Origin of the sequence: Kitasatospora sp. NPDC002965 (genome assembly GCF_040611255.1) — a bacterium.
Taxonomy (GTDB): Bacteria; Actinomycetota; Actinomycetes; order Streptomycetales; family Streptomycetaceae; genus Kitasatospora.
Window position 1 is genome coordinate 22,061 of sequence record NZ_JBEXNT010000099.1, and the last position, 15,194, is coordinate 37,254.

Below are 15,194 nucleotides of genomic sequence, written 5' to 3' on the forward strand. Positions count from 1 at the left end.
GGCGGCCGTGGCACGAACCACGGCCGCCCTCGCGCCTACCCGCCCACGGGCCGCGCCGCGGGTCAGCCCACGGCCGAGCGGTACTTGCGCACCGACAGCCACGAGAACGCCGCGATGATCGCCAGCGACCAGAGCACCGACATCAGTTCCGCGTGCTGCATCGGCCAGGCGTCGTCCACCGGGCCCACCTGGTTGCCGAAGAGGTTCCGGCAGGCCTGCACCGTGGCGCTGAACGGGTTCCAGTAGGCGATCCCCTGCAGCCAGCCGGGCATCGAGCTGACCGGCACGAAGGCGTTCGAGATGAAGGTCAGCGGGAAGAGCCAGATCAGCCCGGCCGAGGTGGCCGCCTCGGGGCTGCGCACCGAGAGACCGATCAGTGCGCCGATCCAGGAGAAGGCGTAGCCGAGCAGGAGCAGCAGTCCGAACGCGGCCAGCGCGGACAGCAGGCCCTCGTGGATCCGCCAGCCCACCAGGAGCGCCACCAGCGCGAGCACCACCAGCGTGAACGCGGTCTGGACGAGGTCCGCCAGGGTCCGGCCGACCAGGACCGCCGAGCGGGCCATCGGCAGCGAGCGGAACCGGTCGACCAGGCCCTTGGACATGTCCTCGGCGATGCCGGCGGAGGCGCCGGCCGTCGCGAAGGTGACCGTCTGGGCGAAGATGCCGGCCATCAGGAACTGGATGTACGTCGAGGAGCTGGACTGCGTCCCGGGGATCTGGATCGCCCCGCCCATGACGTACGAGAACAGCAGGACGAACATCACCGGCTGCATCAGGCCGAACACCACGATCTCGGGTATCCGGGACATCCGCCGCAGGTTGCGCTTCGCCACCACCCAGGAGTCGTGCAGGGTGGCGGCCGCTCCGCGGCGCTGTTTGGGTACCGCCCCGCCGATGGCGTGCTGGGTGGCCGTCGTCATCTCACAGCTCCTTGCCGGCCGTGACGGCCTGCTTGTCGGCGCCCGGGCCGTCCCCGGCCGGTCCGCCGCGGCCCTTGCCGTGACCGGCCCCGCCCTTGCCCGCGGCGCCGTTCTCCTCACTCTCGGCCTCGGTGGCGTGGCCGGTGAGCGAGAGGAAGACGTCGTCCAGGGTCGGACGGCGCAGGCCGATGTCGTCGATCTCGATCGAGCGGGTGTCCAGCTCGCGGATCACGTCCGCGAGCACCCGGGCGCCGCCGCTGACCGGGACGGTGATCCTGCGGGTGTTGCGCTCCACGGTCGGCTCGCCCTGGGCGTACCCGGAGAGCGCGGCGAGCGCGTCGGCGACCAGGTCGGGCCGGTGCACCACGACCTCGATCCGCTCGCCGCCGATCTGCGCCTTGAGCTGGTCGGCCGTCCCGCGCGCGATCACCCGTCCGTGGTCGACCACGGCGATGTCGTGGGCGAGGCGGTCGGCCTCCTCCAGGTACTGGGTGGTGAGCAGCAGCGTGGTGCCCTGGTCGACCAGGGTCTCGATGACCTCCCACAGGGCGAGCCGGTTGCGCGGGTCGAGGCCGGTGGTCGGCTCGTCCAGGAACATCACCGGGGGGCGGACCACCAGGGCCGCGGCGAGGTCGAGCCGGCGGCGCATGCCGCCGGAGTAGGTCTTGGCGGTCCGGTCCTTGGCCTCGGTGAGGTTGAACCACTCCAGCAGTTCGAGCGCCCGGACCTTCGCCTCGCGGGCGGTCATCTGGTAGAGCTCACCGACCATCTGGAGGTTCTCGAAGCCGGTGAGGTACTCGTCGACCGCGGCGTACTGGCCGGAGAGGCCGATCAGGCTGCGGACCTCGTTGGGGTGCTTGAGGACGTCGACCCCGGCGACCACGGCACGGCCGGAGTCGGGGCGGAGCAGGGTGGTGAGGACGCGCACGGTGGTGGTCTTCCCGGCGCCGTTCGGGCCGAGCAGCCCGAGCACCGTGCCCTCGGGGACGTCGAGGCTGACGCCGTCCAGGGCTCGTACGTCGCCGAAGGTCTTCACCAGGTTCTCGGCTTGGATGGCTGGCGCCATGGCCTGCCTCATCTCCTCGGACGGTTGAGCGGTTCTGTCCCACTTTGCCCCGAATGAGGGCACGCAAGCGACTCGGTTCTCGCCTGCACGGCAACAAGACGCGATGTATCGCGAGTTTTGCAGAACGCGATATATCGCGCAAGGGAATTAGCTCCGCCATGGTGACACGCACCACTGACAACGGGAGCCCCACGGGAACCCCACCCGGGCCCCCACCCCCCTGCCCGGGCACCCCGCACCCGCACCCCGCACCCGCACCTCGCCTAGCGGGAGACCACGAACCCCGCGTCCCGCAGCTCGCCGAGCACCGCCGCGCAGTGCTCCGGCCCCTTCGTCTCCAGGTGGAGGTCCACCTCGACCTCGGTCAGCCCGAGCTGCGGGTCGACCCGCACGTGCGCCACGTCCAGCACGTTGGCGTCGACCTTCGTCAGCACCCCCAGCAGGTCCGCCAGCGCGCCCGGCTTGTCCGCCAGCCGCACCCGCAGCGACAGGTAGCGGCCGGCCGCCGCCAGCCCGTGCCGCAGCACCCGCTGCATCAGCTGCGGGTCGATGTTGCCCCCGGAGAGCACCGCCACCACCGGCCCCTCGAAGGAACCCGGCTGCTCCAGCAGGGCCGCCACCGGACTCGCCCCGGCCGGCTCCACCACCAGTTTCAGCCGCTCCAGGCCCAGCAGCAGCGCCCGCGAGAGCGAGTCCTCGGAGACCGTCCGGATGCCGTCCGCCAGGGTGTTGACGATCTCGAAGGGGATGTCCCCGGGCCGGCCGACCATGATCCCGTCCGCCATGGTGGCGAACCGCTCCAGCGAGACGGGGCGTCCGGCCGCCAGCGAGGGCGGGTACGCGGCCGCCCCGGCCGCCTGCACCCCGATCACCCGCACGTCCGGCCGCAGCGGCTTGACCGCCGCCGCGATCCCGGCCAGCAGACCGCCCCCGCCCACCCCGACCAGGATGGTGCGCACCTCCGGGCACTGCTCCAGGATCTCCAGCCCGACGGTGGCCTGCCCGATGACGATGTCCCGGTGGTCGAAGGGGTGGATGAACACCGCACCGCTCGCGTCCGCGTACCGCTGCGCGGCCTGCAGCGCCTCGTCCACGGTGGCGCCGTGCAACCGGACCTCGGCGCCGTACTCGCGGGTCGCGGCGACCTTGGGCAGCGGCGCGGCCACCGGCATGAAGACCGTGGAGCGGACCCCGAGCAGCGAGGCCGCCAGCGCCACCCCCTGGGCGTGGTTCCCGGCGCTCGCCGCGACCACCCCGCCGGCCCGCTGCACCGGTGAGAGACCCGCGATCCGCACGTACGCCCCGCGCAGCTTGAAGGAGCCGGTCCGTTGGAGGTTCTCGCACTTCAGGTGGACCGGAGCGCCGACCAGTGCGGACAGGTGCCGGCTGCCCTCCATCGGCGTCACCCGGGCTACCCCGACGAGCATCTTCTGGGCGCCGCGGACGTCGTCGAGGGTGATCGGCCAGCTGTGCATGACAGCAGCGTATGCCTTGGTGGAGGACCACCCGGGGACGTCGGACCTGTTCCCGGGCCCGCCCGGCCCGCGTACGCTGCTGGTTCTGAGCCTCTCTCACCGCACGACGATCGTGAGCCGCGATGACGACGACCTCGCCCCAGGCCACCGACCTCACCGACCCCGTGCACACCCAACTGCAGTACCAGCTCGCGGTGTTCGCCCGCAGAATGGAACAGGTCCGCGGCTCCGACGGAGTGGCCGCCCTGGTCCGGGCCGCCTACCTGCTGCTGGAACGCCTGGAGCGGGTCGGGCCCGCCAACGTCAAGGCCCTGGCCGACGCGCTCGGCGTCGACTCCTCCACCGTCACCCGGCAGGTCGCCCCGCTGGTGGCGGCCGGCCTGGTCGGCCGGGTCCAGGACCCGGCCGACCGGCGCGCCGTCCGGCTCGCGCTGACCCCGCTCGGCTCCGACCGGCTGGCCGAAGTCCGCGCCGGCCGGGCCGAGTTGACCCGACAGCTGGTGGCCGACTGGCCACTGGAGGAACAGCGCGAGTTCTGCGCCCTGCTGGCCCGCTTCAACCACTCGATGGAGTCGTACTCGGCGGGCCGGCAGAGCGCCTAGGCGTACGAGGGCCGGGAGTTCAGCCCAGCGCCCGCGTGAGGTCGGCCAGCAGGTCGTCGATCGACTCGATGCCGACCGAGACGCGCACCAGGTCCGCCGGTACCTCCAGGGCCGAACCGGCCACCGAGGCGTGGGTCATCCGGCCGGGGTGCTCGATCAGCGACTCCACGCCGCCCAGCGACTCGCCGAGGGTGAACAGCTCGGTCCGGTTGCAGACCTCGACCGCCGCCTCCTCGCCGCCGTGGACGCGGAACGACACCATGCCGCCGAACGCCTTCATCTGCTTCGCGGCGATGTCGTGGCCGGGGTGCTCGGGCAGGCCCGGGTAGAGCACCTGGCTGACCTTGGGGTGGCCGGCCAGCAGCTCGGCGACCTTCTCCGCGTTGGAGCTGTGCCGGTCCATCCGGACGCCGAGGGTCTTGATGCCGCGCAGCACCAGCCAGGCGTCGAACGGGCCGGAGACCGCGCCCATCGCGTTCTGGTGGTACGCGACCTCCTCGCCCAGCGCCGCGTCGGCCAGCACCAGGGCGCCGCCGACGACGTCCGAGTGGCCGCCCATGTACTTGGTGGTCGAGTGCACGACCGCGTCGGCGCCGAGCGCGATCGGCTGCTGCAGGTACGGGCTGGCGAAGGTGTTGTCGACCACCAGCAGCGCGCCGGCGCCGTGCGCGATCTCGGCCAGCGCGGCGAGGTCGGTGATGCCCAGCAGCGGGTTGGACGGGGTCTCCACCCACACCGCGCGGGTGTTCGGGCGCAGCACCTCGCGGACGGTCGACAGGTCCTGGGTGTTGGCGACGGAGAACTCGACGCCCCAGCGGGTCAGCACCTTGGCGAAGAGCCGGAAGGTGCCGCCGTAGGCGTCGTTGGGGATGACGATGTGGTCGCCCGGCTTGAGGATCGTCCGCAGCAGGGTGTCCTCGGCGGCGAGGCCGGACGCGAAGGCGAGGCCGCGGGCGCCGCCTTCCAGCGCGGCGAGGCACTCCTCCAGCGCGGTACGGGTCGGGTTGGCGCTGCGGCTGTACTCGTAGCCGCCCCGCAGGCCGCCCACCCCGTCCTGCTTGTAGGTGGACACCTGGTAGATCGGCGTGACGACGGCCCCGGTCTGGGGGTCTGCTTCCTGACCCGCGTGGATGGCGAGAGTCTCGAAGCCCTGGGGAAGCTGGTGCTCGGTCATGCTCCGAGCGTAGTCGGCGAACGGCGGGGTGCCGCCCCGAAGGCGGCGACGCCCCGCAGGCCCGGACCGCCGCAGGCCCGACCGCCGCAGCCCGGACCGCCGCCCCGGCCGCCGCACGCCCGGCCGGGCGGGGGCGGGCGGGCCTCCCCCGGAATCCCCGGCGGCCCGTCCGCGTTGGAACGTCCGCAACCCTTCCCGACCCGCTGGAGCAGGCCGTGCTGTTCAACCGCCACAAGACCTCGCTCGTCCCCGCCGACCAGGCGCTCCCCGGCCGGGAGGCCCCGGCCTTCACCCTCGGCGAGCCGCACACCGTGCTCGGCCACCCGCTGACCGGCCCGTACCCGGCGGGGCTGGAGGTGGCCGACTTCGGGCTGGGCTGCTTCTGGGGCGCCGAGCGCGCGTTCTGGCGCCTGCCTGGCGTCTGGACGACGCTGGTCGGCTACCAGGGCGGCCACACCCCGAACCCGACGTACGAGGAGGTGTGCAGCGGCCTGACCGGGCACACCGAGGCGGTCCGGGTGGTGTTCGACCCCGCGGTGATCTCCTACGAGCAGCTGCTGAAGACCTTCTGGGAGTCGCACGACCCGACCCAGGGCAACCGTCAGGGCAACGACGTCGGCACCCAGTACCGGTCCGCGGTCTACACCCACTCCCCCGCCCAGGCGGCCTCCGTGGTCGCCACCCGGGACGCCTTCCAGCCGGAGCTCACCGCGCTCGGCCTCGGCCCGGTGACCACCGAGATCGCCCCGGCCGGCCCGTTCTACCCCGCCGAGCCGTACCACCAGCAGTACCTGTCGGACGCCAAGAACCCGAACGGCTACTGCGGCCTCGGCGGCACCGGTGCCAGCTGCCCCATCGGCGTGGCCCGGACCACCGAGGGCTGAGTCCGAGGGTCCCTCCGGCTTTCCGCCGCCTCCCGGCAGGCGCAGACTGGAAGGACCAGTAGGGCGGCCCCGCCACCCCTCCTGGTGGCGGGGCCGCCTCGTCTCCGAGGAGCCCCTCATGGCCGGCCTCATGCGCAGAAGCTTCGACACCGATCCCGAGGAAGTCCGCCCGTTCGAGGGCGGCAAGGGAGAGGTGCGCCTGGTCAACCTGGACGGCGGTGCCGTCGGACGGGGGGTGTTCGAGCCCGGCTGGCAGTGGTCGAAGCACATCAGGCCCATCGCGCAGACCGACAGCTGTCAGGCCGCCCACGTCGGCTACGTCGTCTCCGGCCGGATGGCGATCGCCATGGACGACGGCGAGGAGGCCGAGTTCGGCCCCGGCGACTTCATGATCTGCCCGCCCGGCCACGACGCCTGGGTGGTGGGCGACGAGCCGGCGGTCATCCTGGACTGGCAGGGCTTCGGCGACTACGCCAAGCGCGGCTGAGCACCCCGCCGCGCCCCCGGACGCGGGTCAGGCCCGCCGGACCTCGTGCATGAAGCACCCGAAGTGCAGCGCGCGGACGTGCACCACGGCCACCTCCGGATCGGCGAGCAGGGCCGCCGCGCCCGCCTCGGCGGTCTCCGGGACGACCGGCACGCCGCCCAGGATGTGCCCGCGCCGGTCGTACGCGCGCAGCACCCGCTCGCTGCCGTGGAACCCGGTCGGCCAGCCGTCCCCGCCGGCGCCCGCGCACGGCCCGTCGTGCACGAAGACCGGGCCGACCTCGTCGTACGGGCCCGGTTCGGCCCCCGTCTCGGCGGCCCAGCGGCGCAGCGGCGCGTAGGAGACCAGGGCGATCCGGTCCCCCGGCAGGCCCTTGCTCAGGCAGCAGCGCAGCGGGGCGCCGCCGGTCTCGTCGACGGACCGGACCGGCGGTCGGCCCGCGTCGTCGCGGACCAGCAGGGAGCGGTGGACGCCCGGGTCGATCGGGCGGACGGCCAGGGCGGGCGTGGTGGTTGTCGTCATGCCGTCCACCCTGCCGCCGGAGCCGCGCCGGGTCCGGCGGGTTTCGGTCGTCGCGTTCGGCGGCGCCGGGAGGTCCGGCCCGCCCGGGACGGGGCCTGCGGCGGGGCCCGTGACGGGCCCGCGGCGGGGGTCAGACGGCGCTGGCGGCCTTCCAATCGGCCCAGTCCATGTTCCAGCCGTTGAGGCCGTTGGACGGCACCACGGTCTTGTCGCCGGAGTTCACGACCTCGACGACGTCGCCGATCATCGAGCTCTTGAAGAACCTGGCGCCGTCGGCGCCCTGGTCCTGCCCGCCCTTGACGTCCCGCAGGCCGATGCAGCCGTGGCTGGTGTTCTGGCTGCCGAAGATCGACGGCGAGGACCAGTAGTTGCCGTGGATGAAGGTGCCGGAGGTGCTGAGCCGCTGGGCGTGCGGCACGTCCGGGATGTCGTACTCGCTGCCGAGGCCGACGGTCTGCGAGTTCATCCGGGTCTGCTGGTACTGCTCGGTGATCACCATCTTGCCGCCCCAGGTGCGGAACTCGGGCGAGCCGCCGGAGATCGCGTAGACGGCGCTGACCTGGCCGTCGGTGGTGACGGTGAGCTTCTTGGTGGCGAGGTCGGCGACGCTGGTCTGCGCCCGGCCGACGGTGAAGCGGACGTCCTTGGACTGGGTGCCGTAGACGCCCTTGGCGCCCTGGACGTCCTTGAGCCTGAGCTTGACGGTCACCTTGGTGCCCTTGGCCCAGTACTGCTGCGGCCGGAAGTCGAGGCGGGTGCTGGAGAACCAGTGCCCGACGATCTCGACGCCCGGCTCGGCTATGACGGTGATCGCCTGCTGGACGGTCCTGCGGTCGGTGACCGGCTTGCTGAAGTTGATCGAGACGGGCATGCCGACGCCGACGACCGAGCCGTCCTCGGGGGTGAAGTAGCCGACGAAGGTGTTGGCCGGGGTCGCCGTGGTGAAGACGGCGTTGGCGTCGGCCTCCAGCTTGTCCTTGTCGGTGGCGGCGGCGGTCACGGTGTACTTGGTGCCGCTGGCCGGCGCGGCGGCCGAGGTCCAGCCGGTGCCGTCGGCGGAGAGCTGGCCGGCCAGGGCCTTGCCGGTGGAGTCGGTGACCTTGACGGCGGTGAGGGTGCCGTTCGCGACGGTGACCTTGACCGGGTCGCTGAAGCTGGCCGAGGTGGCGCCGTCGGCGGGCGTGACGGTGATCACGGCGACCGAGGTCTTCGGCGTGCTGGTGGCGCTGGGCGTCGCCTGGCCGCCGCCCGTACCCGCGCCCGTGGTGCCGGTGGCCGTGCCACCCGTGCTGCCGCTGCCGCTGCCCGTGCCAGTGCCAGGACCCCCGCTGCCTCCGGCCCCGCTCTCGCCGCCCTTGGTGTCGTTGCAGGCCGCCAGCAGCAGGACCGGGGCCCCGATGAGACCGGCCAGCACACCGCGCCGGCTCCAGCTGCCTCCGGCCGACCGGCCCTGACCGTCCCCTGCCGCCACGTCGCCCACTCCCTGCTCATCATCCGGGCATTACGGATAGAGAAACGCAATCCATGCGTTCACGGTTCCATCACCAACGGGTAGCGATCGTACGAGATGACGAAACTTACCGCCAAATATGGACAAAACGCCCGGCCTGCGAAGGGCAGACCGGGCGATCACGGGCCGTGACGGACAGGCCCTACTGGGCGGGCCCTACTCGGCGGGCTCCTCCACGGTGTACTCGTCCCACTCGTCGCCCTCGGGATCGAAGTCGGTCTTCGCGGACTCCCAGGTCGCCGAGGCGAGCTCGACGCCCGGAACGTCGCCGAGCAGCGCCACCGGGTCGATGAAGTGGGCGAGCGAACCCGACGGGTCCACCTCGATGGCCTCGACGGACTGCGCGCGCTCGTCGTCGTCGAGGTACTCGTCCACCGCCACCTGCTGCAGGGCCGCCGCCTTCAGCGCCCCCTCGTCGGTGATCTCGGCGATGAGCTCGATGTTGAGCCGGACGTAGCGGGGAGCGTCCTGGCCGGTCGTGTCAGTGCTGGTCATGCGTGCGAGATTACGGGAAGGGCCGGCCCCTCCGGAGAGGGACCGGCCCTGCCGCCTCCGCCGGACTCCCCCACCCGGGAGTCGCGGAGACGCGCCAAGCGGCGCGGTTGCCGCGGGAGCCGCCGCACCCTGGGGTCCGGCCGGAGCCGGTCAGGGGCGGGACGACGGCGTCTCCCGCGGGCAAGGACACCGCCGGCCGGGTCAGGGCCGGCCGTCGTGCCCGGAGACGATCGGCGCCGCCGGGGAGCCGCTCCCGGACCGTCGTCGTCGCCTCACTCGGCGTCTTGCCGTTGACCACAACGATGGCGCAGCGTTGTTAAGCGCGTGCTGCGCGCAGGTGACGCGGGTGTACCAGTTCGCCCGGAAACGGAACCTCAGCCGTCCGGTCGGGGAGGGCGGCTGACCGGGCCTCAGTGCCCGGCGCGGCTGCCGGCCAGGAATCCGAGCAGGTCCTGGCGGGTGACGATGCCCTGCGGCTTGCCCTCCACCAGCACCACCGCGGCGTCGGCCTTCTCCAGCACCGACATCAGGTTGGTGACGGTCTCGCCCGAGCCGACCACCGGCAGCGGCTTGGACATCACCTTGTCCAGCGTGTCGCCCAGCTGGATCTCGTTCGCGAAGACGCCCTCCAGGAGCAGCTTCTCCGCCACCGAGCCGATCACCTCGCCGGCCATGATGTCCGGGTGGCCGGCTCCCGGCGAGACCACCGGCATCTGCGAGACGCCGTACTCGCGCAGCACCCGGACCGCCTCGGCGACGGTCTCGCTGGGGTGCATGTGGACGAACTGCGGGATGCCCTCGTGCTCGATGGCGTCCTTGCGGGCCAGCACCTCGCCGATGTGCGCCTCGTCGGTGGCGGACGGCAGGAAGCCGTAGTCGGCCATCCAGTCGTCGTTGAAGATCTTCGACAGGTAGCCGCGGCCGCCGTCCGGCAGCAGCACGACGACCACGTCGTCCGGGCCCAGCTTCTTGGCGACCTCCAGCGCGGCGACGACCGCCATGCCGCAGGAGCCGCCGACCAGCAGGCCCTCCTCCTTGGCGAGGCGGCGGGTCATCTGGAAGGAGTCCTTGTCGGAGACCGCGACGATCTCGTCGGCGACACCCCGGTCGTAGGCGGTCGGCCAGAAGTCCTCACCGACGCCCTCGACCAGGTACGGACGGCCGGTGCCGCCGGAGTAGACCGAACCCTCCGGGTCGGCGCCGACCACCTTGACCTTGCCGCCGGACGCCTCCTTCAGGTAGTTGCCGGTGCCCGAGATGGTGCCGCCGGTGCCGACGCCGGCCACGAAGTGGGTGATCTTCCCGTCGGTCTGCTCCCAGAGCTCCGGACCGGTGGAGTGGTAGTGCGAGGCCGGGTTGTCCGGGTTGGAGTACTGGTCCGGCTTCCAGGCGTTGGGGGTCTCGCGGACCAGGCGGTCGGACACGTTGTAGTAGGAGTCCGGGTGCTCGGGGGCGACGGCGGTCGGACAGACGACCACCTCGGCGCCGTACGCGCGCAGGGTGTTGATCTTGTCGGTGGACACCTTGTCCGGACAGACGAAGATGCACCGGTAGCCCTTCTGCTGGGCCACGATCGCCAGGCCGACGCCGGTGTTGCCGGAGGTCGGCTCGACGATGGTGCCGCCGGGCTTCAGGGCGCCCGAGGCCTCGGCGGCCTCGATCATGCGCATCGCGATCCGGTCCTTCACCGAGCCTCCGGGGTTGAAGTACTCGACCTTCGCGAGCACGGTCGCGCTGATCCCCTCGGTGACCTTGTTCAGCTTGACCAGTGGCGTGTTGCCGACCAGGTCGATGATCGAGTTGTGGTACCGCACGGGGGTCCTCCCGGTCTGTGGGCATGCGAGTGCTTTTCGGTACTGCAAAGCCTAGGCCGTGCCATCGACCCCGGCCCGCCCCTTCCTCCCCGCCCTGCACCCCGGTCACACCGGGGGCGTGCCGCCCCTCTTCCGCACCCGCGCACCGGGCGCCGCGCGGACCGGCTCCCGCGCGGTCCGGGCGGCGCCCCCACCGCGCCGTCCCGGTCCGGGGACCGGCCGGAGGCCGGCCCCGGACCGGCCTCCCCGCCCCGCTCCCGGTGCCACGAACGGCCCACCCCCGTCGTAGCCCGGCGCCAACCCGGGTAGGAGGGGTGTACACGCATCGGCAACGGCCCCGTCGGGGCGGCACGAGGACGCGAAGGGGGTACCGGATGCCAGGGGCACACGAGTCGCGGGCCCGGGTGGCGCGCCGGATCGCCACCGCGGCGGCGTACGGCGGAGGCGGGCTCGGCCTGCTGGGCGTGGGCCTCGTCGGCCTGCTGCTGACCGAGAGCAAGCTGGCCGTCCAGGCCATCGGCGTCCTGGAGGGCGATCCGCCCCGGGCCGACGGCGTCTACGGCGAGGCGTTCGCCGACGCCTCGGCCGGTTCGCGGCCCCCTCTGGTGCTGGCCTTCCTCGGGGACTCCACCGCCGCCGGCCTCGGCGTGCTGCGGGCCCGGGACACCCCGGGCGCGCTGCTCGCCGCGGGCCTGGCCTCGGTGGCCGAGCGCCCGGTCCGGCTGGTCAACGTGGCGTTCTCCGGCGGCCGGTCCGCCGACCTGGCCGGCCAGCTGGACCTGGCCCTGCCGCACCGCCCGGACATCGCCGTGATCATGGTCGGGGCCAACGACGTGACCCGGCACAGCCCGGCCCAGCTCGCGGTGCGCCAGCTCGGCGAGACGGTCGCGGCGCTGCGGGCGACCGGCTGCGAGGTGGTGGTCGGGACCTGCCCGGATCTCGGCACGATCAAGCCGGTCCACCCGCCGCTGCGCTGGGTGGCCCGCCGGCTCAGCCGCCAGCTGGCCGCCGCGCAGACCATCGCCGTGGTGGAGGCCGACGGCCGGACGGTCTCGCTGGGCTCGCTGCTCGGGCCGGAGTTCGCCGCCCGCCCCGAGATGTTCGCCGCCGACCGCTACCACCCGTCGGCCCAGGGGTACGCGACGGCCGCGATGGCCGTGCTGCCCTCCGTCTGCGCCGCGCTGGGCCTCTGGCCGGAGGAGGAGCGGCCGGCCGGCCGGGTGCCGGGCGAGACGGTGCTGCCGGTGGCGGTGGCCGCGGCGGCAGCGGCCGGACGGTCCGGCACCGAGGTGGCGGCGGTCGGCACCGAGGGCGCGGTCCGGCGCTGGGCTCTGCTGCGGAACCGGCTGCGGATCGGCCTTCCCGGCTCCTGGGCGGTCTCGGACCCCGGGCGGACCGCCGGGCCCACCCCCGCGCGGGGGCCCGGGCAGGGCCCGGCGCAGGCCGCGGAGGACGGCCCGGCACAGGGCCCGGCGCACGCACCCGCGCAGGCCGCCCCGGCGCAGGCCGCGGAGGACGGGAACACGTCGGCCAGCTCACACGCCGGGGCGGGTGACGCCTGACCTACCAGGCGGTAACTTTCCTACCCGGGCGTCCGTCGTCCGGCCCGCGCCCACCCGGCCCGGGGCCGCCCCGGGCACCCGTAGCCGAAGGTCACCCAGCGAGGAGCCCGCCATGCCCGAAGCCGTCATCGTCAGCGCCGCCCGTTCGCCGATCGGCCGGGCCTTCAAGGGCTCCCTCAAGGACGTCCGCCCCGACGACCTGACCGCGCACGTCATCGGCGCCGCACTCGCCAAGGTGCCCCAGCTCGACCCCCGCGAGATCGACGACCTGATGCTCGGCTGCGGCCTGCCCGGCGGCGAGCAGGGCCACAACCTGGCCCGCATCGTGGCCGTGCAGATGGGCATGGACTACCTGCCCGGCACCACCGTCACCCGCTACTGCTCGTCCTCGCTGCAGACCACGCGGATGGCGCTGCACGCGATCAGGGCCGGCGAGGGCGACGTCTTCCTCTCGGCCGGCGTGGAGACCGTCTCGCGCAGCGTGAACGGCACCTCGGACCTGCCCGGCACCACGAACCCGCTCTTCGACGAGGCCCAGGCCCGCACCGCCGAGCGCGCGGCGCAGGGCGGCGGCGAGTGGCACGACCCGCGCGAGGACGGCCTGCTGCCGGACGCCTACCTCGCCATGGGCCAGACCGCCGAGAACCTGGCCGCGCTCAAGGGCATCACCCGCGCCGAGCAGGACGAGTTCGGCGTCCGCTCGCAGAACCTCGCCGAGGCCGCCATCCGGGCCGGCTTCTGGGAGCGCGAGATCACCCCCGTGACGCTGCCCGACGGCACCGTCGTCTCCGCGGACGACGGCCCGCGCGCCGGCGTCACGCTGGAGGGCGTCTCGGGCCTCAAGCCGGTGTTCCACCCCGACGGCACCGTGACCGCCGGTAACTGCTGCCCGCTGAACGACGGCGCCGCGGCGCTGGTCGTCATGTCCGACACCAAGGCCCGTGAGCTGGGTATCACCCCGCTCGCCCGGGTGGTCTCCACCGGGGTCAGCGCGCTCTCCCCCGAGATCATGGGCTACGGCCCGGTCGAGGCCTCGAAGCAGGCCCTCAGGCGGGCCGGCCTGACCATCGGCGACATCGACCTGGTCGAGATCAACGAGGCCTTCGCCGCCCAGGTCATCCCGTCCTACCGCGACCTCGGCGTCGACCTGGACCGGCTGAACGTCAACGGCGGCGCCATCGCGGTCGGCCACCCCTTCGGCATGACGGGCGCCCGGATCACCACCACCCTGATCAACTCCCTGCAGTGGCACGACAAGCAGTTCGGCCTGGAGACCATGTGCGTCGGTGGCGGCCAGGGCATGGCGATGGTCGTCGAGCGGCTCAGCTGACCGCTCCGGCGTCAACCCCCAAGGGTCCAGACCACCCGTTTGGAGTGACGCTGCGTAATTGAGGGCCGGATCACACCGAAAGGTCGATCCGGCCCTCGATTCATTCATTTCCGGGCCGAAAATCGACAGTGCGGAGCGGATCAACTCCGCAGCGTAGAACGGTGTTACCTAACAATTTGGGGACAAGGAGGAAAGTCACTGACAAATTGGACATTCACCCCTGCGGTAACACGGCCGCATGCGGCAATGTGGAGACGTAACCCCGTTCCACTCCTCCCTAGGAGTACGTTCCGTGAGCGTCGTCTACGCCATCCTGCTGCTGATCCCGATCGCCCTGTCGACCACCGTCCTGTTCCACCTCCGGGGAATCTCCCGCCGTCTGGACGCGCAGGCCGCGGCCGCCGACCACCCCGCCACGGTCGACGAGGCCGCGATACGCCGGGCCGTCGCCGAGGCACTGGCCGCCGACCGCGAGCGGGAGATCACCGAGGCCCGGGCGTTCTGGGCCGAGCAGGAGGCCCGCGCGGCCGAGGACGCGCCGCTGTTCGACTCCCCCTTCGCCGGTGTCCTCAGCAGCACCGAGGAGTGGCCGCTCTTCTTCCCCCGGCCGACCGGGCCGCAGGAGGCCGCCGACAACGCCGGCACCATGGACCCGGAGTTCGGCGAGGCGCTGCGCTCCGCCCTGGAGGACCTGATCAACGAGGGCGGCGCCCACCCGGCCGATCCCGTCACCGAGGGCGGCAGCCCGCTGCGCCCCGGCCACCCGGCCGGCCACCCGGCCGGTGGCCCGGCCGGCGAGACCGCCGGGGACGCCCGGGCCCGGCGCGAGGCCGACCTGCTGGCCACCGGGCTGGAGGCCGGGCTGCTGGACGCCGGCTCGGCCGTCGAGGAGGCCCCGGTGGCCGCCCCCGACCCGCGCCGCCACCCCTCGCACCCCGACTTCGTGCCCAGCCAGGCACCGTCCCGCGAGTGGACCGACACCCGGCTGACCGCGCTCGCCGAGGAGGGCACCGCCCTGGTCGACGTCCGCCCCGGCCCGCTCGGCACCCTGGACGTCTACGCCTTCGCCGACGGCACCACGCTCTGCGTGGCCCCGGGCGACCGCGAGGCCGCGTACCGGCTGATCGACGCCGTACGGGCCGGTGAGAACGTCCGGCTGCTCGGCGGCTCCCGGTTCTCCGGCTCCTACTCCCTGACCTTCTCCACCGACGAGGACGCCGTGTACGTGCTCGCCGACCGGGTGGTGGCCAGCATCTGACGCAGCGGCGAGAAGGCCGGCCGGGGAAATGGGTTTCAGACCCCGCCGGCCGTCGGGGTGTGCGGGCCCCGGGCGGCGCCCGGCGGCCCCCGGCG

At 73.2% G+C, this 15,194-nt stretch carries 14 protein-coding genes; 6 read left to right on the forward strand and 8 right to left on the reverse strand.

All coding sequences use genetic code 11. The features are described 5' to 3' along the window. Positions 1-62: 62 nt before the first annotated feature. The 3 genes from ABZY91_RS30025 to ilvA all read right to left on the reverse strand — a co-directional run bounded on the left by ABZY91_RS30025 (position 63) and on the right by ilvA (position 3,461). The gene (locus tag ABZY91_RS30025) at positions 63-920 is read right to left on the reverse strand and encodes an ABC transporter permease (RefSeq protein ID WP_329879702.1); all 858 of its coding nucleotides are present in this window, start codon (positions 918-920) and stop codon (positions 63-65) included. 1 nt (position 921) lies between these two features. Beyond that, positions 922-1,986: an ATP-binding cassette domain-containing protein gene (locus ABZY91_RS30030; RefSeq protein WP_329879701.1), complete on the reverse strand. Its 1,065-nt coding sequence runs from the start codon at positions 1,984-1,986 to the stop codon at positions 922-924. Between the two features lie 263 nt (positions 1,987-2,249). Next, a complete protein-coding gene (gene ilvA / locus ABZY91_RS30035; protein WP_355405991.1) occupies positions 2,250-3,461 on the reverse strand; it encodes a threonine ammonia-lyase in 1,212 nt (403 codons plus the stop codon). 122 nt (positions 3,462-3,583) lie between these two features. On the opposite strand from ilvA, the gene ABZY91_RS30040 reads away from it, so the two are divergent. Further along, positions 3,584-4,063, forward strand: a complete 480-nt coding sequence (locus ABZY91_RS30040; RefSeq protein WP_329879699.1) for a MarR family transcriptional regulator — start codon at positions 3,584-3,586, stop codon at positions 4,061-4,063. Positions 4,064-4,082: 19 nt separating this feature from the next. Here ABZY91_RS30040 and ABZY91_RS30045 read toward each other — a convergent pair whose 3' ends face one another. Next, a complete protein-coding gene (locus ABZY91_RS30045) occupies positions 4,083-5,237 on the reverse strand; it encodes a cystathionine gamma-synthase (RefSeq protein WP_355405992.1) in 1,155 nt (384 codons plus the stop codon). Between the two features lie 215 nt (positions 5,238-5,452). On the opposite strand from ABZY91_RS30045, the gene msrA reads away from it, so the two are divergent. Both msrA and ABZY91_RS30055 read left to right on the forward strand, forming a co-directional pair. After that, entirely contained in the window at positions 5,453-6,121 is a 669-nt protein-coding gene (gene msrA / locus ABZY91_RS30050; RefSeq protein ID WP_355405993.1) for a peptide-methionine (S)-S-oxide reductase MsrA, read from the forward strand. Between the two features lie 118 nt (positions 6,122-6,239). Next, positions 6,240-6,608, forward strand: coding sequence for a cupin domain-containing protein (locus ABZY91_RS30055; RefSeq protein ID WP_329879696.1), 369 nt, complete (start codon positions 6,240-6,242; stop codon positions 6,606-6,608). Positions 6,609-6,635: 27 nt separating this feature from the next. Here ABZY91_RS30055 and ABZY91_RS30060 read toward each other — a convergent pair whose 3' ends face one another. From ABZY91_RS30060 to ABZY91_RS30075, 4 genes are all read right to left on the reverse strand, one after another. Further along, a complete protein-coding gene (locus ABZY91_RS30060) occupies positions 6,636-7,130 on the reverse strand; it encodes a DUF1203 domain-containing protein (RefSeq protein ID WP_355405994.1) in 495 nt (164 codons plus the stop codon). A gap of 130 nt (positions 7,131-7,260) precedes the next feature. Beyond that, on the reverse strand, positions 7,261-8,601 hold the full coding sequence (locus ABZY91_RS30065) for an Ig-like domain-containing protein (RefSeq protein WP_355405995.1): 1,341 nt from the start codon (positions 8,599-8,601) through the stop codon (positions 7,261-7,263). Between the two features lie 195 nt (positions 8,602-8,796). Then, entirely contained in the window at positions 8,797-9,135 is a 339-nt protein-coding gene (locus tag ABZY91_RS30070) for a hypothetical protein (protein WP_329879693.1), read from the reverse strand. Between the two features lie 410 nt (positions 9,136-9,545). Next, positions 9,546-10,949, reverse strand: coding sequence for a cystathionine beta-synthase (locus ABZY91_RS30075; RefSeq protein ID WP_355405996.1), 1,404 nt, complete (start codon positions 10,947-10,949; stop codon positions 9,546-9,548). A 374-nt stretch (positions 10,950-11,323) separates the two neighbouring features. Here ABZY91_RS30075 and ABZY91_RS30080 point away from each other — a divergent pair, with 374 nt between their 5' ends. The 3 genes from ABZY91_RS30080 (at position 11,324) to ABZY91_RS30090 (ending at position 15,099) form a co-directional block, all read left to right on the forward strand. Further along, positions 11,324-12,511: an SGNH/GDSL hydrolase family protein gene (locus tag ABZY91_RS30080; RefSeq protein ID WP_355405997.1), complete on the forward strand. Its 1,188-nt coding sequence runs from the start codon at positions 11,324-11,326 to the stop codon at positions 12,509-12,511. 112 nt (positions 12,512-12,623) lie between these two features. After that, positions 12,624-13,841 carry an acetyl-CoA C-acetyltransferase gene (locus tag ABZY91_RS30085; protein WP_355405998.1) on the forward strand — a complete coding sequence of 406 codons (1,218 nt, stop codon included), beginning with the start codon at positions 12,624-12,626 and terminating at the stop codon, positions 13,839-13,841. Between the two features lie 292 nt (positions 13,842-14,133). Next, the gene (locus tag ABZY91_RS30090) at positions 14,134-15,099 is read left to right on the forward strand and encodes a hypothetical protein (protein WP_355405999.1); all 966 of its coding nucleotides are present in this window, start codon (positions 14,134-14,136) and stop codon (positions 15,097-15,099) included. The last annotated feature ends 95 nt before the right edge of the window (positions 15,100-15,194 follow it).

What these genes read in the sequence shown, in the direction of transcription:
- ABZY91_RS30025 (WP_329879702.1), bottom strand. Translation starts at nt 920, where the DNA reads ATGACGACGGCCACCCAGCACGCCATCGGCGGGGCGGTACCCAAACAG.
- ABZY91_RS30030 (WP_329879701.1), bottom strand. Translation starts at nt 1,986, where the DNA reads ATGGCGCCAGCCATCCAAGCCGAGAACCTGGTGAAGACCTTCGGCGAC.
- ilvA (WP_355405991.1), bottom strand. Translation starts at nt 3,461, where the DNA reads ATGCACAGCTGGCCGATCACCCTCGACGACGTCCGCGGCGCCCAGAAG.
- ABZY91_RS30040 (WP_329879699.1), top strand. Translation starts at nt 3,584, where the DNA reads ATGACGACGACCTCGCCCCAGGCCACCGACCTCACCGACCCCGTGCAC.
- ABZY91_RS30045 (WP_355405992.1), bottom strand. Translation starts at nt 5,237, where the DNA reads ATGACCGAGCACCAGCTTCCCCAGGGCTTCGAGACTCTCGCCATCCAC.
- ABZY91_RS30055 (WP_329879696.1), top strand. Translation starts at nt 6,240, where the DNA reads ATGGCCGGCCTCATGCGCAGAAGCTTCGACACCGATCCCGAGGAAGTC.
- ABZY91_RS30060 (WP_355405994.1), bottom strand. Translation starts at nt 7,130, where the DNA reads ATGACGACAACCACCACGCCCGCCCTGGCCGTCCGCCCGATCGACCCG.
- ABZY91_RS30070 (WP_329879693.1), bottom strand. Translation starts at nt 9,135, where the DNA reads ATGACCAGCACTGACACGACCGGCCAGGACGCTCCCCGCTACGTCCGG.
- ABZY91_RS30080 (WP_355405997.1), top strand. Translation starts at nt 11,324, where the DNA reads ATGCCAGGGGCACACGAGTCGCGGGCCCGGGTGGCGCGCCGGATCGCC.
- ABZY91_RS30085 (WP_355405998.1), top strand. Translation starts at nt 12,624, where the DNA reads ATGCCCGAAGCCGTCATCGTCAGCGCCGCCCGTTCGCCGATCGGCCGG.